Here is an 18049-nt window from a genome sequence, read left to right as displayed (position 1 = left end):
CCCGGCCATTCCCTTAGAAGAAGCCCAGCTTCTTCGGGGAATAGCTGACCAGCATGTTTTTGGTCTGCTGATAGTGGTCCAGCATCATCTTGTGCGTCTCGCGCCCGATGCCGGACTGCTTGTAGCCGCCGAAGGCCGCATGGGCCGGATAGGCGTGATAGCAATTGGTCCAGACCCGGCCGGCCTTGATGCCGCGGCCCATGCGGTAGCAGGTATTGGCATCGCGCGACCACACACCGGCGCCAAGCCCGTAAAGCGTGTCATTGGCGATCTCCAGCGCCTCGGCCTGGTCCTTGAAGGTGGTGACCGAGACCACCGGGCCGAAGATTTCCTCCTGGAAGATCCGCATCTTGTTGTTGCCGCGGAAGATCGTCGGCTCGATGTAATAGCCGCCCGACAGCTCGCCGCCCAGATCGGCCGCCTTGCCGCCGGTCAGCACCTCGGCGCCCTCCTTCTTGCCGATGTCGAGATAGCTGAGGATCTTTTCCTTCTGCTCGCTCGACGCCTGCGCGCCGATCATGGTGTCGCTTTCGCGCGGGTCGCCCTGCTTGATCGCCTGCACGCGCTGGACCGCGCGCTCCATGAACTTGTCATAGATCGATTCCTGGATCAGCACGCGCGACGGGCAGGTGCAGACCTCGCCCTGGTTCAGCGCGAACATCGTGAAGCCTTCCAGCGCCTTGTCGAAGAAATCGTCGTCCTCGCGCGCCACGTCGGCAAAGAAGATGTTCGGGGACTTGCCGCCCAGTTCCAGCGTCACCGGGATCAGGTTCTCGGATGCGTATTGCATGATCAGCCGCCCGGTCGTCGTCTCGCCGGTAAAGGCGATCTTGGCGATCCGGTTGCTGGACGCCAGCGGCTTGCCGGCCTCTAGCCCGAAGCCGTTGACGATGTTCAGCACGCCCGGCGGCAGCAGGTCGCCGATCAGGTTGGCCCAGACCATGATGCCGGCGGGGGTCTGCTCGGCCGGTTTCAGCACCACGCAATTGCCGGCGGCAATCGCCGGGGCCAGCTTCCAGCAGGCCATCAGCAGCGGGAAGTTCCACGGGATGATCTGCCCCACCACGCCCAGCGGCTCGTGGAAGTGATAGGCGACGGTGTCGTCGTCGATCTGGCTGATCGAGCCTTCCTGCGCCCGCAGCACGCCGGCGAAATAGCGGAAATGGTCGATGGCCAGCGGCAGGTCGGCGGCCATGGTCTCGCGGATCGGCTTGCCGTTGTCCCAGGTCTCGGCGGTAGCGAGCAGCTCCAGGTTCTGCTCCATCCGGTCGGCGATCTTCAGCATGATGTTGGCGCGCTCGGCCGGGCTGGTCGCGCCCCATTTGTCCTTGGCGGCATGGGCGGCATCCAGCGCCAGCTCGATATCGCCGGCCTCGGAGCGCGCGATCTCGCCGATCTCGGCGCCGGTGATCGGGGTCGTGTTGGTGAAATACCGGCCCGAGACGGGCGCCACCCATTTGCCGCCGATGAAATTGTCGTAGCGCGCCTCGAAGGGCAGCGCGTTCACGCCCCGGAAAGGATGCGTCTGGTCGTTCGGCATGATCTTCCTCCTGTCAGCCCGGCTCCTCCAGCCGGTTGCACAAGAGCCTGTGCCCGGACGCCTTCCGGGTCAACGCGGGGCTTCGCGCCGCGGGGCGGATGTGTTTCAGGGGCGAGACAGTTTGCCGGGATTTTCGTCGATGCCCAGCCGCGCCATGCGGCGATAGAGCGTCGCCCGCCCCACGCCCAGGGCCCGGGCGGCGGCCGAGACATTGCCCTCGGCCCTGGCCAGCGCGCGAATCACGGCGGCGCGTTCGGCGCGCTCGAACCCGGTCGCCTCGTCCTGCCGGCCCAGCAGGTCCGAGGCCGGGCGCGGGCGCAATTGCCCCTCTTTCTCAAGGCCGAAGGCGCGGCGGGCGGCGCGGTTGGCGCCGATGGCCAGATCGTCCTTGTCCACCGCGATCAGCAGCGTGCCGTCCTCGACCCCCTCGGCAGGCGGCGCGACAATGCGCGCGCCGGGAAAGGAGACGCGGAAGAAGGCCGCCTCGATGGCGCGGGCGCTATGCGCGACCTGCGCCGCGATCAGCGCGTTCAGCCGTTCGGTATGGTCGGCGCGGGCCGAACTGACGTCCAGCGCCGCGATCAGCCGGCCGTCCGGTCCCCAGATCGGCGCGTCCATGCAGGACAGCCCGGTATTGCTGGCATAGAAATGCTCGTCGCGGTGGATCGTGACCTGCCGTCCCTCGGCCAGGCAGGTGCCGATGCCGTTGGTGCCCTGCACTTCCTCGGACCAATCCATGCCGCGCCACAGCCCCCAGCCGCGAAAGGTGGCGGCGTCGCCCTGGCTGACGCGGTGCTCCAGCACGATGCCCTGCGCGTCGGTCAGCAGCAGGTTGCAGCCGGTCGGGCAGACCAGCTGGAACAGCTGGTCCAGCTGCGGCCGGGCGACGGCGATGAAGCGGTCCATGCGCTCGACGCGCTCGGACAGCTCGCGCTCGGTCAGGCGGCGCGGCTCGGGCGGCCGGGTCGGGTCCAGCCCATGCTTGAGAATCGAGCGCCGCCAGCTTGCCGCCAGCCGGCTGACGGCGCCGGGCGATTGCGAGGCCTGGACCACGCGATCCTCGTGGCGGATTGTGCTGGGCGTTGCCGGGCGGGTCTCGGGCAAGGCGTCCTCCCCTTCCTTACGCGATGGCGGGATTATGGCCCGGCGGGATGCGATCGGGCAAGCAATGCTTTCGTGACCCGCCTGCGGCGAAACACCCCGGCCGTCTCGCGGCCGGGGTGCCTGCGGTTTTCAGGGCGTGACGGTGACGGTGCCGCTGTCCGACCAGGCGCGGAATTCGGGACGATACATGTCCTCGACGCTGGCGGCCGGGTGGCGGAATTCGCCCGGCGTCACGGCGCGGACGATATAGGCCAGCCGGAACCGCTCGGCCGAGGTCCAGGTCAGCGCCGCTGCGAAACGGTCGGCGCGGAACTCGGTCATCTCGGCCGAGGTCTCGCCTTCCAGCCAGTCCAGCGCCGAGACGTCGCCGGCGCGCAAGAGGTTCGGGTTGTCGATCTCCCACCCCGCCGGCAGCGGATCGGCGATGACCAGCCGCCCGCCGCCCTCGGCCTGCGGCGAGATCTCCAGCTCGACCACCATGCGCGTGCCTTGCGGCAGGCTGGCGGGGTCCAGCGCCTCGCCCTGCATGCTGTAATAGCGGCGCGCGATGGCATAGCCCTTGCCGCCGGCCGCGACCGGGCCCGCGGGCTTGCCGGTCGCGGTCAGCGTCACTTCCAGCGCGCTTTCGCCGGTATTGGCGATGCTCGCATCCGCCGGCAGGCTTGCGACCGGCTGGGTCAGCGCCACGCCGTTCAGCGTCGCGGGCGGGGTCGCGCCGAACAGCGACTGCGCCGCCAGCACGGTCCAGACCGATTCCTGGGTGGACAGGCTGCGCCCGTCCTCCTCGGCCCGGGCGATGCGCTCGGCGATCTGGCTGGTCAGGTCGGTGGCGTCGACCGCCTGCGTCCTTGCCTCGGCCGCCAGTGCCAGAAGCGCCGTGGCGTCGCGCAGCCGGGTGCCGTAATCGGCGCGGAAGGCATAGGGCTCGGGCGCGCCCAGGTTCAGCAGGTTCCGCGCTTGCGTGAACAGGCGATCCGCCCGCTGCTGGTCGCCGTAAGAGGCCAGCGCCGCCCCCAGGTTGGCAGCCGCCATCGGGGTCGAGAACGACCCGGCGGCGGTATCGGCGTAATAGCGCAGATCGCCCACCGTCGCCGCCCGTTCCCGCGCCAGCACCGCCAGCGCATAGGCCAGCGCCGCGTTCTCCTCGGCCGAGGCGGCGGCGGGTTCGGTGGCGTAATTGGCGCGGTTGCGCAGGTTGTCGATGGCCATGCGGAAGCCGGTCTCGGGCACCTGATGGCCCGCCGCCCGCGCCCGCGACAGGAAGTCGGTGACATAGGCCTCAAGCCACAGATCGCCCGAATCGGCATACCACAGGCCGAAGCCGCCATTGCTGCCCTGCCGGGTCAGGATCTGGGTGATCGCCTTCTGCACCTGCTCGGCCGTATCCTCGCCCCGGACTCCCTCGGCGGCGGCCAGGCCGGGCAGGTAGAGCAGCGGCATGGCGCCCGAGGTCAGCTGTTCGGTGCAGCCATAGGGATAGCGCGCCAGCCGCATCAGCGCGCCCGCCACGTCCAGCCGGGCATAGGGGCCGATGGCGGCGGTGATCTCGGCGCCCGGCAGCAGGCCCTGGATCAGCCCGGCGGGGATGGTGACGCTTTGCCCCGGCTCGACCACCAGCCGGTCGCGGCGCTGGATGTCGGATTCGTTCAGCGCGATGGGGATGGCGATGTCCTTGGTCAGCTCCTCGCCCTCGGGCGTGGTCAGCACCAGCCGCAGGTTGGCGGTGCCAAGCGCCTCGGTCGCGGTCACGGGGATCTGCAGCTGCGCCTCGGCCTGTTCGCCAAGCTGCACCTGCGGCTCCACCGAATAGGTCAGCCCGCCCTCGCCGCCGACCTGCGACAGCGCCAGCCGCATCTCTCCGGCGGGGCCCGAGGTATGGGTCAGCCGCAGGCCCAGCCGGGCGCTGTCGTTCGGCGCCAGGAAGGCCGGCGCGGTCACGGTCATCACCACCGGATCGCGCACCAGCACCGAGGCATCGGCCTCGCCCAGGCCCTTGGCGGACCAGACCACGGCCATCACCCGCACCTCGCCGTTGAAATCGCCCACCGGCACCTCGACGGTGGCGGTGCCGTCCGCGCCCACGGTCAGCGGACCCGAGAACCAGCTCATCAGCTTTTCGGTCGGCGGCGGCGCCTCGGCATTGCCGGCAAGGCTGGCGTCGCCCCCCTCGCGCAGCGCGCCGTCCGGGGCGCCGGTCGGCAGGATCAGCCGCCCGTAAAGATCGCGCAGCGCCACGCCCAGCCGGCGCTGGCCGAAATAATGCTGCGAGGGGTTCGGCGGCTGGAAGCGGGTCAGGTTCAGGATGCCCTGATCGACGGCGGCGATGGTGGCGTGCACCGTCTCGCCCGCCGCGCCCTCGACCTTCAGCGTGACGGGGATCGTGCCGCGCGGGCGGGTCTCGGCCGGGGCCTCGATGCTGGCGGCAAGCCTGCGGTCGCCGGGATCGACGGCGGCATGGGCCAGACCCAGCGCCCGCACCGGCTGGCGGTCGCCGGGCCGCGCCTCGCCCAGCGGGCGGATGGCGCTGACGGTGACATAGACCCCGGCGCCCCAGTCGTCGGTCACCGGCAGGTCGATCTGGTTCTCGCCCGCCTTGAGCGCCACGGTCTGCATGGACACCAGACGGTTCGACAGCACCGAGACGAGGCCCAGCCCCTCGCTGGCGGCCTCGACCCGGACGCGGGCGACATCGCCGCTGCGATAGGCGGGCTTGTCCAGCACCACCTGCAAGCGGTCGGGCGTCTCGGTCCCCGAATTGGCGACCGCACCCCAGCCGGCATAGAACCGCACCGAGCTTTGCCCGCCTTGGCCCGCAGCCGGCTCGGCCACCAGCTCATACTGGCCCCATTCGACGGAGGCGGCGATCTCGGCCGGGGCCTGGCCCGGCTCGGCCACGCCCTCGGTGATGCGGGTGCGGGTGGTGATCGCCTCCCAGTTCCATTGCCCGCCCAGCGAATACCATTGGTAGTCGGTGTCGATACGGTTCAGCACCCAGCGCAGCGGCTCGGCCGCCGGTTTCAGGTCCGGGCCGACCGCGACCAGCGCAAAGCGCGCGTCCGAGCCTTCGGACACGGTGTCGCCCTCGAACAGCGGGCGGATACCGGCAACCGGCGCCTCGGGCATGACCACGCGCGTTTCGCTGCGCTCGACCGGGCGGCCGGCGCCTTCGCGGATGTCCAGCACCACCTCGGCCGCGACCGGGCGGGGGCCGAGCCGGCCGGCCGGCGGCAGTTCGATCTGCGTCTGGTAATGGCCCTGCGCATCGGTGGTGCCCGGCGGCAGGCTGTCCGTCACGGGCGCGCTGTCGTCATCCTCGCGTCCGAAGACATAGCCGTCGAAGCCGGTCAGGCTGCGGGTCGGGGACAGGCGCAGCTGCCCCTCGACCGGCAGGTTCGCGGCCGGCGCGCCGAACAGCCAATGCGCCGAAAGCGACAGTTCCAGCGTGCCGCCGGCGCGGGCCGGGCCTTCGGGCAGGCGCGGGGTGAAGTCGATGCGCTCGGGCAGGAAATCCTCGACCAGCAGGCGCGCCGTGGCCAGCGCCGGGCCGTCCGCCTCGGTGCGCAGTTCCATCCGCCAGGTGCCGCGCGGGGCGTTGCCGGGGATCTGCCAGTTGACGACGCTGCCGCCGGCGCCGGCATCCTGCGCGGGCAGGCGCGTCGCCTCGACCCCGTCGGGGCGCAGGATCACCGCGGTCAGCGGCAGGTTCTCCAGCGCCCGGGCCTCGGCATTGCGGGCCAGCACCGTCGCGTTCACCGTCTCGCCGACGCGATAGGCGCCCCGGTCGGTGGTCAGGAACAGGTCGATGGGCGGGGCGGGCGGCTGGCCCTCGACCCCGCGGTCGGAAAGGTCGAATTCGGGGTCCGAGAGCGATAGAAAGGCCATGTCGCGCGGCGCGCGCTCGGCGCCCTCGCCCTGCCAGTCGGTCACCGTGACCAGCGCCGGCGCGGCGCCGTCCTTGCCCATGGCGAGGCCCGGCGCGAAATGCGCGATGCCCTCGGCATCGGTCGCGGCCTTGGCCAGCACCTCGTTCGAGCGGCTGACCAGCGCCACCTCGGCCCCCGCCTTGGCCGAGGTGTCGGCCAGGCTGCGCACCGCGACGGTCAGCCCGTCGGCGCCCGAGAAGGTGGAGATCCCGAAATCCGAGATAACGAACCATTGCGTCGCCAGCCCGGTGTCCTGGACGTTTTCGTTCTCGATCCCGGCTTCGGCGATATAGATGCCGGGCTCCAGCGGGCCGGCCTCGGCGGGAAGGGCGAGGCCGGTGGTCAGCTCCTGATTCAGGCTGTCCTGTCCCATCGGCTTGGCGACCTGCGCCGTGCCTTTCCAGATCTCGCGCGCCATGCGGTCGCTGAAATAATCGGCGCGCCAGCTGTCCAGCGGCGTCGCGAACATGTCCTCGGCCATGGCGCGGATCAGGTTGCGGTCGGAAATCCGCAAGAGGCGCAGGTTGATCGTATCGGCATTGACCGTGACCATGGACAGCCGCTGGTCGCCCGAGGCGGGCAGCACATAGGCGCGGCCGGGAAAGCGGACCGAGGGCGCGCGGTCGCGGACATAGCCCTTGACCGTCACGTCTCGGGCCAGCACCTCGCCGTCGGCGGCGGGCAGGCCGGCGCGCAGGGTCAGTTCCACCTCCTGGCCATGGGACAGGCCGGCGACGCAAAGCCGGTCGCCATCGGCCTCGACGGTCAGGTCGCGGCCGGGCAGGCGCAGGAATTGCGCGTAATCGGTGCCCGAGGACAGGTCGCGCGACATCACCGCGCAGAATCGCGGCAGCTTGCCTTCGGATTCGACCTGGGTGTCGGTGACCCGCAGCCCGTTGCGGGCCTGCGATTCCTCCAGCGCCTGGGCGATGGCATTGTCGCCGGGCGCCAGCCGCGCCGCCAGCCGCAAGGCCGCCAGCGCGTCGCGGCCGCGGTCCAGCCGCTCCCACGCCATGGCAAGCCAGGACAGCGCCCGGGCGGCCACTGCGTCCTCGGCCCCGCGCAGATAGCCGTTGATCGCCATCGACGCGATGGCGTTCGACGCCTCGCGGTCGCTCTGGTCGCTGGTATAGAGCGTCAGCCGGGCCAGATTGGTCCAGTCCTCGGCCCGGTCGTAGCGCGCGGCCTCGGCGGCGAGGATGCGGGCGGCCAGCACCAGCTCGCCCGTGTTCTCGGCATCCTGCGCGCTGCCCTGCGGGTAATCCGCGCCCAAGGGCGGGTGCAGGGCGGGGAAGCTGCGGGCCAGCGATTGCGCGGCGGCCAGGTCCTGCGCGGCAAGGAAGGGCGCGGCACCGGCGCGGGATTCGGCGCGCAGCCGCTCCTCGGCCGTCGAGGCGACGACATGGCCCGACAGCGCGCCGGCAAAGGGCGCCGCGGCCCCTGCGCCCTCGCCCTTGGGGAAGCAGGCGCGGGACCGCTGGTTGTAGGTCAGCGCGCGGCAGTCTTCATTGCCAAGGCAGGCCTGCACGCAGGCTTGCAGCGTGGTGTCGAAGACCGGCCCCAGGTCGCCGCCCGGCAGGTCGGTATCGGCCTGCAGCGACAGCCGCCGCTCGGGCAGGGGCGCGTCCTGCGCCAGCGCGCCGGTGCCGGCGATGAGAAGCCCGCCCAGGGCCGCCGCGATGAAACCGTGCCAGACGGGATGTGCCATGACCTTCCTCCTTCCGCGCTCGGCATAGTTGTGGCACCGGGGCGCGGGCGAGGCAATCTATTCCCATTCCAGCTGCGTATAGGCCGCCGCGGCGTTGCGGGCGGTGGTGGCCCGGAAATCCGCCCAGCCTTCCGAGACCGGCTGCATCGCCGCGACGATGGCCGGGATCGCCCGCGACAGCGGCAGGCCGGCGCCGATCGCCTCGCGCGTGGCGTCGCGCAGGGCGGTCAGGTAATGGCGCTGCGGAGTCACCGCCTCGTCCCAGCTTTCCACGACCGGGCCGTGGCCGGGCACGATCAGCGCCGGCTCGGGGTCGGGCTTCCGCCCGATCCAGTCGAGCCAGCCCGCCAGCGAACCGTCGAGCGACGGCGTCAGTCCCAGGAACACCAGATCGCCGGCGAACAGCGTGGCGGTTTCCTCGTCCAGCACGGTCATGTCGCTGCCGGTATGGGCCGAGGGCACCGGCGTCAGCCGCAACTGCCGGTCGCCCAGCGACAGCGTCTGCGTCGCCTCGACGGTCTGGTCCACGCTGGCGATGCGCGTGCCGGCGAAATTCGCCGCGCCGATCTGGCGCGGGACCGAGGCCATCCAGCTGTCGGCGCGCCGCGCCACCGCCTCGGGCAGGCGGGCATCGGCGACGACGGCGGCGCCGGCCTCGGAAAACACCTCGGCGCCCAGGATGTGGTCGGGATGCATATGGGTCAGGATCACATGGCTGACCGGCCTGTCGGTCACCTGCCGGATCGCCGCGTAAAGCGCCTCGCCCTCGGCCCGGCTGCCGCCGGCATCGATCACCGCCACCGTCTCGCCGATGACGAAGGAGAGATTCGCGATCCGCCCGCGGTTCTGCGGCGAGATCTGCGCCATCGCCCCCTGATGCACATGCACGCCCGGCGCCACCTCTTGCACGGTCAGGGCGGGCAGGGCGGCGGTTTCGACGCAGCGCGCGCCCTCGCTGCCGGTCAGTTCGGGGTGCCGGGCCAGCCAGTCGCGGGCGATGGGCGCGGCGCGCGCCTCGCATTCCTCGCGCGTGGGCGCGTCGCCGGCGGGCAGCAGGCGGGGCTGGCAGGTGCCGGGCTGGGCCGTCAGACAGGCGGCAAGGACCAGATGGAACATCCGCTCTCCTCTCGGCCCGACAGGCTAGCACAGCGATGCCCCTCGCGCCATCTACGACCTTTGGCGCGTTGACTGCCGGCCCGAGCGGCCTAGCATCGACCTGCCCGCACCCATGCGGCGGCCTTGAGGAGGAGACCATATGGCCTGGACCAAACCCGCGCCGAAGGAAATCGCCTGCGGCATGGAAATCAACATGTATGCCCCGGCCGAGGACGAGCCGGTCCTGTTCTAACCCGCCGGCGACAATCCGGGTCCGGTCCCCGTTTGCCGGGGGCCGGGCCTGCCGGAGCCTTTCCCATGCGTATCGTGATTCTCGGCAGCGGCGCAGGCGGTGGCGTGCCGCAGTGGAACTGCGGTTGCCGCAACTGTGACGCCGCGCGCGGAGGACGCATTCCCGCGATGAGCCAGAGCGGGATCGCCGTTTCCGCGAATGGCCGGGACTGGGCGCTGGTCAACGCCTCGCCCGACCTGCGCCAGCAGCTGGCCGCCACCCCGGCGCTGCGGCCCGAGGGGCTGCGCGGCTCTCCGATCCGGTCGGTGCTGGTGACGAATGGCGACATCGACCATGTCGCGGGGCTGTTGACCCTGCGCGAGGGGCAGGGCTTCGACCTGTTCGCGACGCCCGCCATCCATGCGGTGCTGGCCGGCAATCCGCTGCTGTCGGCGCTGGACCCGCGCCTGGTCGCCCGGCGCGAGGTGGCGCTGGACGCCGCCTTCGACCTTGCCCCCGGCCTCACCGCCACGCTGTTCGCGGTGCCCGGCAAGGTGCCGCTGTATCTGGAAGGCGAGCGGGTCGAGACCGGGCTGATGGGCGAGCAGACCGTGGGGGTCGAGCTGGCCGCCAACGGTCGGCGGGTGTTCTACATTCCCGGCTGCGCCTCGGTCCCGGACTGGCTTTGCGACCGCATCTCGGGCGCGGATGCGCTGCTGTTCGACGGCACGCTCTGGACCGATGACGAGATGGTTCGCGCCGGGCTGGGCGCCAAGACCGGGCGGCGCATGGGCCATGTGCCGGTCTCGGGTCCCGGCGGCAGCCTGGACGGGCTGCGCGCGGTGCCTCTGGGCGCCCGCATCTATGTGCATCTGAACAATTCGAACCCGCTGGTCGATCCCGCCAGCCCCGAGCGCGCAGAGGCGCAGGCGGCGGGCTGGCAGATCGGCCATGACGGCATGGAGATCGCGCCATGAAGCTTGCCGACCACCGCGCACAGACCCGCGCCGAGTTCCACGAACGCCTGAAGCGCATCGGCGCCGAACGCTATCACGACCGCCACCCGTTCCACAAACGCCTGCATGGCGGGCAATGCACGCCGGACGAGGTGCGGGCCTGGGTCATCAACCGCTGGCATTACCAGTCGCGCATCCCGATGAAGGACGCGGCCTTCCTGTCGCGCGTCGAGGACCCGCAGCTGCGCCGCATCTGGCGCCACCGCATCGAGGATCACGACGGCGGCGCCGAGGCGGGCGGCGGCATCCGGCGCTGGCTGGCCCTGGCCCGCGCCGTGGGCCTTGATCCCGATTACGTCGCCAGCGGCGCGGGGGTGATGCCGGCGACGCGCTTCGCCGTCGATGCCTATGTCCGCTTCGTGCGCGACATGCCGCTGCTCGATGCCGTGGCCGCCAGCCTGACCGAGATGTTCGCGCCCAAGATCCATGCCGAGCGCATCGAGGGGCTGCTGAAGCATTACGACTTCGCCGACGAGACCAGCCTCGCCTATTTCCGCAACCGGCTGAGCGAGGCGCCGAAGGATGTCGAATTCGGCCTGACCTATGTGCTGGACCATGCCGACACGCTGGAAAAGCAGGACGCGGCGGCGGCGGCGCTGGTGTTCAAGACCGATGTGCTCTGGGCGCAGCTCGACGCGCTCTGGCACGGCTATGTCGAGGGGCGGATTCCCCCCGGCGCCTGGCGGCCGGGCGAGGGGCTGCTGGATTCGGCGATCCCCGAGCCGGGTCCGGAAGCGACCCCCGCCCCCGCCCCCGATGCGGCGGCGGCCTCATGACCGGGCCGCGCATCAGCGGTGCCGCGGTGCCCTATCTGCCGCGCGGGGTGCGGCTGCAGGACGACCGCGTGCGCGGCCTGCGCGTGCTGCTGGCGCCCGAGCGGGTGATCCAGCTCGATCCGGTGGGCCATGCCATCCTGTCCGAGCTGGACGGCAAGCGCAGCCTGGCCGAGGTGATCCTGACGCTTTGCGCCCGCTACGACGCGCCGCCCGAGCAGATCGAGGGCGATGTGCAGGATTTCCTGCGCGACCTGATGGAGCGGCGCATGGTGTTTCTGGACGGGGATGCGGCATGAGAGACCATCCCGTTCCCCGCGACATCGACGGCAATCCGGTCCGCGTCGGCCTGCCCATGGCGATGCTGGCCGAGCTGACGCATCGCTGCCCGCTGGCCTGTCCCTATTGCTCGAACCCGGTCGAGCTGACCCGCGCCAGCGCCGAGCTGAAGGCGGCGGAATGGGCCGACGTGTTCCGGCAGGCCGCCGATCTGGGCGTCTTGCAGCTGCATCTGTCGGGCGGCGAGCCCGCCTCGCGCCGCGACCTGGCCGAGATCGCCGCCTCGGCCCGCGACGCCGGGCTTTACGTCAACCTCATCACCTCGGGCATCGGGCTGACCGAGGCGCGGCTGCGCGAACTGGACGGCGCGGTCGATCACATCCAGCTGTCGCTGCAGGGCATTGATGCCGAGATGGCCGACTGGATCAGCGGCTATGGCGGCAGCTTCGCCCGCAAGATGCAGGTCGCGGAATGGGTGCGGGCCATCGGCTTTCCGCTGACGCTGAACGCGGTGGTGCATCGCCAGAACCTCGACCGCCTGCCCGAGATGATCGACCTTGCCGAACAGCTCGGTTGCCGGCGCATCGAGGTCGCGACCGTGCAGTTCCACGGCTGGGCCGACCTGAACCGCCGGCCGCTGATGCCGACCCAGGCGCAGGCGAGCCGCGCGCGCGCGGTGGTGGACGGGGCCCGCCAGCGCCTGCGGGGCCGCATGGTCATCGACTACGTGCCCGCCGACCACCTGTCGGCCTTTCCGAAAAGCTGCATGGGCGGCTGGGGCTCGACCGGGCTGAACGTGGCCCCGGACGGCACCGTGCTGCCCTGCCATGCCGCCCAGACCATCAAGGGGCTGGCGTTCGAGAACGTGCGCGAGGTGCCGCTGGCCCGGATCTGGCATGACGGGGCGGCGTTCAACGCCTTTCGCGGCACCGGCTGGATGCCCGAGCCCTGCGCTTCCTGCGAGCGGCGCGAGATCGATTTCGGCGGCTGCCGCTGCCAGGCCATGGCGCTTGCCGGCGACGCGCGGGCGACCGATCCGGTCTGCTCGCGCTCGGACCTGCACGCCCGGCTGCGCGCCGCGGCCGAGGCCGAGGCGGCGAGCGATTCGACCGTGCTGGTCTATCGCCGCATGACACGGGAGAAACGACCATGAGACTGGCAGCCCTGCTTGCCGCCCTTGCCCTTGTCCTTGCGCCGGCGGCGATGGCGACCGAGGTGGCCAATCCCCTGCAGCCCTCGGCCCTGTGGGATGACATGCGGCTGGCGGTGATCGGCACCGAGGAGGAGCCGCCGGTCGATCCGGCGATCTTCGACCTGGACGCGCCGCCGCGTGCCGACAATCCGGCGCTGGTGCCGGTGCGCATCACCCAGCCGCCCGGCGCGCCAGCGATCCGCGCGCTGGCGCTGGTGGTGGACGGCAATCCCGCGCCGGTCGCGGCCGAGTTCACCTTCGGCGAGGCGCTGATGCCGCTGGATTTCGAGGTGCGGGTGCGGGTGGACAGCTATTCCGACCTGCGCGCCATCGCCACGCTGGCGGACGGGCGCAAGGTGATGGCCGGGCGCTTCGTGAAAGCCTCGGGCGGCTGCGCGGCGCCGGCCGGGAAAAGCATGGAGGAGGTGCGCGCCACCATGGGCGAGATGCGCTTTCGCGCGGCCGAGGAGGACGGGCGGCAGGTCGGCACGCTGATGATCCGGCACCCGAATTTCTCGGGCCTGCAGCGCGATCAGGTGACGCTGCTCACCATCCCGGCCGAGTTCATCCAGGTGCTGGAGGTGAAGCGGGGCGAGGAGCCGCTGTTCACCATGGAGGCCGGGATTTCGATCTCGGAGGACCCGGTGTTCCGCTTTGCCCATGCGCCGGGCGAGGGGCCGGTCACGGTCCATGCCGAGGATACCGAGGGCCGGGTCTGGGATCAGTCCTTCTGAAGCCGGGTCTGAAGTCGGGCCGGCTGGCCGGCCAGCAGCAGCGGCCGGGCGTGCAGCGCCTCGGCCTCGCGCGGGTCGTGGGTGACCAGCACCAGCCCGGCGCCGGTGCGGGTCAGCAGCGCATCGGTCAGCGCCAGCATCCGGCCCGCCGTCCCGGCATCCAGCGAGGCGAAGGGTTCGTCCATCAGCAGGATGTCGGGGGCCGCGGCGAAGGCGCGGGCCAGCGCCAGCCGCCGCTGCTGGCCCAGCGACAGCTGGCGGGGGAACTTCGCCTCGTGCCCGGCCAGTCCGACCTGCGCCAGCCAGTCCCGCGCGGTGGCCGCGTCGCAGCCGGTCGGGATGATGATGTTCGCCACTGCGTCGCGCCAGGGCAGCAGCACCGGCTCCTGGAACACCACGGCGAGGCGGTCGGCGCCGTCAAGCCGACCGCGATAGGCCCGGTCCAGCCCGGCCAGGATGCGCAGCAGCGTCGATTTCCCGATGCCCGAGGGGCCGAGGATCGCCACCCGCTCGCCGCGCGCGACCGAAAGCGTCAGCGCCCCCAGCACCTCGCGCGGGCCGAAGGACTTGCCGTCGAGTTCAAGCCGCATCCTGCCTCCAGCGATTGGCACGCCGTTCCCACGGGCGCAGCAGGAACAGGTCGATGGCCAGCATGACCGCGACGAAGGCCAGCGCCCAGGCCAGCACGCCGGTCACGTCGAAGCTGGAGAACAGCAGGTGAATCTTGAAGCCGACGCCGTTCGAGCGGCCGAGGAACTCGACCACCAGCACGATCTTCCAGATCAGCGAGATGCCGGCCCGGGCCGCGGCGGCGATATGCGGCGCCAGCTGCGGCAGCACGACATGGCGCAGCCGCGCCAGCGGCGCCATGCGGAAGGCGCGGGCCATGTCGTCGAGGTCGGGCCGCAGCGCCCGCGTGCCCTCGCGGATCATCACCGTGACCACCGGGATCTTGTTCAGCGCCACGGCAAGGATCGCCGCGGTCTCGTTGAGCCCGATCCAGATGTAGCACAGCACGATCACCACCAGCGCCGGCACGTTCAGAAGGATGATGACCCCGGGATTGAACCATTGGTCCGCCCCACGGCTGCGGCCCATCCTCAGGCCCAGCGCCATGCCCGCCGCCATGGCCAGGGCAAAGCTGGCGACGACGCGGAACAGCGTCATGCCGGCGTTGAACCACAGTTCGCCGCTGGCGCTCAGCCGGGCGATGCGGGCCGCGACATCCCAAGGCGCGGGCAGGGTCTGCGGCCGGTCGGTCAGCTGCGAGGCCAGCGTCCACAGCAGCAGCATGGCCAGGATCGACAGAACCCCAGGCACCAGGCCGGGGCGGGACGAGGGGGGCTTGGGCGTGCCGGTCAATGCGGGGCTACTCCGGCCACCAGAACAGTCCCTCGGGCAGGGTGGCGACGCCGCCGGTCAGTTCCTCGCCGCCAAGCTCGGCCATGGTGGCGAACATCTGCTGCGCGTTCTCGGCATCGACCGGGCCATGGGCGGGGATGCCGGCGCGCCAGCCGGCCTTCAGCGCCTCGAATTCGGCATCGTCGGCGGCCTCCATGATCGGGCGCAGCTCTTCCCAGGCGGCATCGTCCTTGGCCAGCAGGTCCTTGGCGGTGCGCGAGGCGCGCGCCAGCCCTTCGGCCAGCGCCGGATTGGCCGCGATCCAGTCGTCGCGCAGCACATAGCCCAGAAGCGGCGTCGAGGGGTCCAGCCCCAGATCGCTGGCCGCCGTCTCGACCGACATGATCTCGCGCATGCCCCGCGCCTGCATCTTGGCCTGGAAATGCCAGAAGTTGATCGCGGCATCGACCTCGCCGGTCTCGGCGGCGTTCAGGATCATCGGCGGTGCGCCGAAGACCTGCTGCGTCACGTCGGCGAGGTCCTCGCCCAGCCTCTCGCGCGACCAGGCGCGCAGGATCAGCCAGCTCTTGTCGACCGGCCCGCCGGCGATGCCGATCTTCTTGCCCTTCAGGTCGGCGAGCGACTGCGCCGGGCTGTCGCCGCGCACCATCACGCCGCCCACGGCGGTCGAATAGGGCAGGAAGCGGAAACCGGCGCCGCGCGCCCGCTGCTGCGCCACCCAGAGGAAGTCCGAGACGATGGTATCGACCTCGCCGCCCTGCATGGCGACCTGGGTGGCGGGATTGCCGGCCAGGATCAGCGGCTGCAGCGTGAAGCCGTTCTCCTGGTCGAGGCCGCGCTTGCGGATCGTCTCGATCTCCCAGTTGACGGTGCCGTTCTCCAGCGTGCCGATGCGGATCACCGGGGGCTCGTCGGCGCCCTGGGCATGGACGGGCAGCGCCAGCCCGACAAGCGCGGCGGCTGCGGCCAGCAGGGTGATTCTGCGGCTGAATGGCATGGTGATTTCCCCCCTTGGACCAGCTGAAAGTGACATGTGCCCGATTTGCGGCCAATACAACCGAAGTCGTAGCCGCGGCGCGGTTTTCCGGTCCAACGGGCTTGCGCCGGCGGGCGGCGGTCTTAAGATGGTTGCGCAAAGGCCGGCGCGCCGAAACCCCCGGCCCTGTCGTTTCTTTGGGAGGAGAACGATGGCCTCAGCCGAAATGCAGTCGCAAGACCGCGCCGCATCGCCAAGGCTTTCCGCAGATCGTGTCCGCGAAATCCTGATCGTGGACGACCATCCGCTGATGTGCGACGCGCTGGCCCTGACGCTGAAGATCAGCTTCGGGCTCAGGAACGTGCGCACCGCCCGCAGCCTTGCCGCCGCGCTGGAACAGATCCGCAGCCAGGGCGCCCCGGACGCGGTGATCCTGGACCTGAACCTGCCCGACGCCAAGGGGGCCGAGGGGCTGGTGACGCTGCGCCGGCAGATCCCGGACGTGCCGATCACCATGATCTCGGCCGATCTGGAAAACGCCATGATCTCGGCCGCGATGGCGGCGGGGGCGCAGGGCTATATCAGCAAGTCGCTGGGCCGCGAGGCGCTGGTCGACAGCCTGCGCCGCATGTGGGAGGGCGAGCGGGTGACGCCCGACAGCTACCAGCCCGAACATGCCGGCGAGGAGGACGCGGCCCGCGCCGAGCTGGCCCGCCGCTTCGCCACCCTGACGCCGCAGCAGATGAAGATCCTGCGGCTGATCTGCCAGGGCAAGGCCAACAAGGAGATCAGCTACGAGCTGTCCATCGCCGAGGCGACGGTCAAGACCCACATCACCGCGATCATGTCCAAGATCAACGCCCGCCGCCGCACCCAGGCGGTGCTGCTGGCCAATAGCGTGAGGCTGTTCGAACCGGCATGAGCCCCGCCTTGCCCGAAGCACGGCCCGAGCCCTGGCCCGGCGGCGTCCGGCCCCAGGCGCGACCGGTCCTGCCGCCGGCGCCCGTCGCCGTCTCGGTCCCGGCCGAGGGCGAGGACACCGCCCGGCGCATCGCCGAGGCCATGGCGCCGCTGGACCCGGCCCTGGTGCTGCTGTTCGGCATGCCGGCCGAGGGGCTGCCCGCCCTGGGCACCGCGCTGCGCGAGGCGCTGGGTCAGGGCTGTCGCGTCGTCGGCTGTTCCTCGGTGGGCGAGATCGGCCCCGGCGGCTATTGCGCCCGGACGGTGACGGCGCTGGGCTTTCCCTCGGCCAGCTTCCGGGTCGGCGTCTGTGTGCTGCGCGACCAGGCGCTGGTGCCGGTGTCGGAATGGATGGCCACGCTGCGCCGCTTTCACGCCGATTTCCGCCCCGACCTGCGGCGCTCCAGCTTCGGCGTGCTTCTGGCCGATGCGCTGGCCCGGCAGGAGGACGTGCTGACCGCGACGCTGGACGCGGCCATCCCCGGCCTGCCGATCGTCGGCGGCTCCAGCGCCGAGGGCATGCGCTTCGAGCCGACCTGCCAGATGGTGGACGGCGCCGCCCATCCCGGCGCGGCGCTGTTCCTGCTGGTCGAGACCGATCTGGCGGCGGCCGAGGTCTCGTTCTCGCATTTCAGCCCGACCGACCGGCGCGCCGTGGTGACGGCCGCCGACCGGCACAACCGCGTCATCCTGGAGCTGAACGGCGAGCCGGCGGCGCAGGAATACGCCCGGCTGGCCGGCATCCCGGTCGAGGCGCTGACGCCGACGGAATTCGCCCGCCACCCGCTGCTCTTGCGCACCGGCAAGCGCCACCATGTCCGCGCCATCCGCGCCATCACCCCCCAGGGCGGGCTGCAATTGCTGTCCGGGATCGAGGCCGGCAACATCCTGACGCTGGGCCGGGCGATGGACATGACCCGCGGCTTTGCCGAGGTGCTGGACGCCTTGCCGCGCCCGCCGCTGATGGTGCTGGGCTTCGACTGCGTGCTGCGGCGGCTGGCGCTGGAGCGCGCCGGCATGGACGGGCAGATGTCCGAATTGCTGGCGCGCTATCGCGTCGCCGGCTTCAACACCTATGGCGAGCAGCACAGCGGCATGCATGTGAACCAGACCTTCGTCGGCATGGCGCTGATGCCCCCCGAGCCCGGCTGAACC

15 protein-coding genes are annotated in these 18049 nt (G+C 71.1%); 8 read left to right on the top strand and 7 right to left on the bottom strand.

Features of this window, described 5'->3' with window-relative positions; genetic code table 11:
• Positions 1-13: 13 nt before the first annotated feature.
• The 4 genes from adh to PARJ55_RS0117165 all read right to left on the bottom strand — a co-directional run bounded on the left by adh (position 14) and on the right by PARJ55_RS0117165 (position 9391).
• Entirely contained in the window at positions 14-1540 is a 1527-nt protein-coding gene (adh, locus tag PARJ55_RS0117180; RefSeq protein ID WP_036698515.1) for an aldehyde dehydrogenase, read from the bottom strand.
• Positions 1541-1645: 105 nt separating this feature from the next.
• A complete protein-coding gene (locus tag PARJ55_RS0117175) occupies positions 1646-2644 on the bottom strand; it encodes a GAF domain-containing protein (protein ID WP_051416329.1) in 999 nt (332 codons plus the stop codon).
• Between the two features lie 129 nt (positions 2645-2773).
• Entirely contained in the window at positions 2774-8275 is a 5502-nt protein-coding gene (locus PARJ55_RS0117170) for an alpha-2-macroglobulin family protein (RefSeq protein ID WP_051416328.1), read from the bottom strand.
• 57 nt (positions 8276-8332) lie between these two features.
• The gene (locus tag PARJ55_RS0117165) at positions 8333-9391 is read right to left on the bottom strand and encodes a quinoprotein relay system zinc metallohydrolase 2 (protein WP_028714140.1); all 1059 of its coding nucleotides are present in this window, start codon (positions 9389-9391) and stop codon (positions 8333-8335) included.
• A 139-nt stretch (positions 9392-9530) separates the two neighbouring features.
• On the opposite strand from PARJ55_RS0117165, the gene pqqA reads away from it, so the two are divergent.
• The 6 genes from pqqA (at position 9531) to PARJ55_RS0117135 (ending at position 13596) form a co-directional block, all read left to right on the top strand.
• On the top strand, positions 9531-9623 hold the full coding sequence (pqqA, locus tag PARJ55_RS0117160) for a pyrroloquinoline quinone precursor peptide PqqA (protein WP_024843519.1): 93 nt from the start codon (positions 9531-9533) through the stop codon (positions 9621-9623).
• A gap of 65 nt (positions 9624-9688) precedes the next feature.
• Positions 9689-10579, top strand: a complete 891-nt coding sequence (gene pqqB / locus PARJ55_RS0117155) for a pyrroloquinoline quinone biosynthesis protein PqqB (RefSeq protein ID WP_028714139.1) — start codon at positions 9689-9691, stop codon at positions 10577-10579.
• The gene (pqqC, locus tag PARJ55_RS22410; RefSeq protein ID WP_051416327.1) at positions 10576-11394 is read left to right on the top strand and encodes a pyrroloquinoline-quinone synthase PqqC; all 819 of its coding nucleotides are present in this window, start codon (positions 10576-10578) and stop codon (positions 11392-11394) included. Before pqqB ends, pqqC begins: the two co-directional genes overlap by 4 nt.
• Entirely contained in the window at positions 11391-11690 is a 300-nt protein-coding gene (gene pqqD, locus PARJ55_RS0117145) for a pyrroloquinoline quinone biosynthesis peptide chaperone PqqD (RefSeq protein WP_028714138.1), read from the top strand. Before pqqC ends, pqqD begins: the two co-directional genes overlap by 4 nt.
• The gene (gene pqqE / locus PARJ55_RS0117140; protein ID WP_051416326.1) at positions 11687-12823 is read left to right on the top strand and encodes a pyrroloquinoline quinone biosynthesis protein PqqE; all 1137 of its coding nucleotides are present in this window, start codon (positions 11687-11689) and stop codon (positions 12821-12823) included. The genes pqqD and pqqE overlap by 4 nt, the downstream gene beginning before the upstream one ends.
• Positions 12820-13596 carry a quinoprotein dehydrogenase-associated SoxYZ-like carrier gene (locus PARJ55_RS0117135; RefSeq protein ID WP_028714136.1) on the top strand — a complete coding sequence of 259 codons (777 nt, stop codon included), beginning with the start codon at positions 12820-12822 and terminating at the stop codon, positions 13594-13596. The genes pqqE and PARJ55_RS0117135 overlap by 4 nt, the downstream gene beginning before the upstream one ends.
• Here PARJ55_RS0117135 and PARJ55_RS0117130 read toward each other — a convergent pair.
• Genes PARJ55_RS0117130 through PARJ55_RS0117120 form a run of 3 tightly spaced genes read right to left on the bottom strand, consistent with a single transcriptional unit; the run spans position 13584 to position 15955 of the window.
• The gene (locus tag PARJ55_RS0117130; protein WP_036698510.1) at positions 13584-14186 is read right to left on the bottom strand and encodes an ATP-binding cassette domain-containing protein; all 603 of its coding nucleotides are present in this window, start codon (positions 14184-14186) and stop codon (positions 13584-13586) included. The genes PARJ55_RS0117135 and PARJ55_RS0117130 overlap by 13 nt on opposite strands.
• Positions 14176-14958, bottom strand: coding sequence for an ABC transporter permease (locus tag PARJ55_RS0117125; protein ID WP_028714134.1), 783 nt, complete (start codon positions 14956-14958; stop codon positions 14176-14178). The genes PARJ55_RS0117130 and PARJ55_RS0117125 overlap by 11 nt, the downstream gene beginning before the upstream one ends.
• Positions 14959-14965: 7 nt before the next feature.
• The gene (locus PARJ55_RS0117120) at positions 14966-15955 is read right to left on the bottom strand and encodes an ABC transporter substrate-binding protein (RefSeq protein ID WP_028714133.1); all 990 of its coding nucleotides are present in this window, start codon (positions 15953-15955) and stop codon (positions 14966-14968) included.
• Between the two features lie 190 nt (positions 15956-16145).
• On the opposite strand from PARJ55_RS0117120, the gene PARJ55_RS0117115 reads away from it, so the two are divergent.
• Entirely contained in the window at positions 16146-16856 is a 711-nt protein-coding gene (locus PARJ55_RS0117115; protein ID WP_028714132.1) for a response regulator transcription factor, read from the top strand.
• A gap of 8 nt (positions 16857-16864) precedes the next feature.
• Positions 16865-18046 (top strand): FIST N-terminal domain-containing protein, encoded by a 1182-nt coding sequence (locus tag PARJ55_RS0117110; protein ID WP_156929524.1) that lies wholly within the window; start codon positions 16865-16867, stop codon positions 18044-18046.
• Positions 18047-18049 lie beyond the last annotated feature (3 nt).

Source organism: Paracoccus sp. J55 (genome assembly GCF_000513975.1).
In the GTDB taxonomy this organism is placed as follows: Bacteria; Pseudomonadota; Alphaproteobacteria; order Rhodobacterales; family Rhodobacteraceae; genus Paracoccus.
This window is presented reverse-complemented; position numbering and strand designations above follow the sequence as displayed.

Bases quoted from the DNA above. Each gene is read 5' to 3' on its own strand.
- pqqE (WP_051416326.1), top strand. From the start codon at position 11,687: ATGAGAGACCATCCCGTTCCCCGCGACATCGACGGCAATCCGGTCCGC.
- adh (WP_036698515.1), bottom strand. From the start codon at position 1,540: ATGCCGAACGACCAGACGCATCCTTTCCGGGGCGTGAACGCGCTGCCC.
- pqqD (WP_028714138.1), top strand. From the start codon at position 11,391: ATGACCGGGCCGCGCATCAGCGGTGCCGCGGTGCCCTATCTGCCGCGC.
- PARJ55_RS0117120 (WP_028714133.1), bottom strand. From the start codon at position 15,955: ATGCCATTCAGCCGCAGAATCACCCTGCTGGCCGCAGCCGCCGCGCTT.
- pqqB (WP_028714139.1), top strand. From the start codon at position 9,689: ATGCGTATCGTGATTCTCGGCAGCGGCGCAGGCGGTGGCGTGCCGCAG.
- PARJ55_RS0117130 (WP_036698510.1), bottom strand. From the start codon at position 14,186: ATGCGGCTTGAACTCGACGGCAAGTCCTTCGGCCCGCGCGAGGTGCTG.
- PARJ55_RS0117170 (WP_051416328.1), bottom strand. From the start codon at position 8,275: ATGGCACATCCCGTCTGGCACGGTTTCATCGCGGCGGCCCTGGGCGGG.
- PARJ55_RS0117135 (WP_028714136.1), top strand. From the start codon at position 12,820: ATGAGACTGGCAGCCCTGCTTGCCGCCCTTGCCCTTGTCCTTGCGCCG.
- pqqC (WP_051416327.1), top strand. From the start codon at position 10,576: ATGAAGCTTGCCGACCACCGCGCACAGACCCGCGCCGAGTTCCACGAA.
- PARJ55_RS0117165 (WP_028714140.1), bottom strand. From the start codon at position 9,391: ATGTTCCATCTGGTCCTTGCCGCCTGTCTGACGGCCCAGCCCGGCACC.
- PARJ55_RS0117115 (WP_028714132.1), top strand. From the start codon at position 16,146: ATGGCCTCAGCCGAAATGCAGTCGCAAGACCGCGCCGCATCGCCAAGG.
- pqqA (WP_024843519.1), top strand. From the start codon at position 9,531: ATGGCCTGGACCAAACCCGCGCCGAAGGAAATCGCCTGCGGCATGGAA.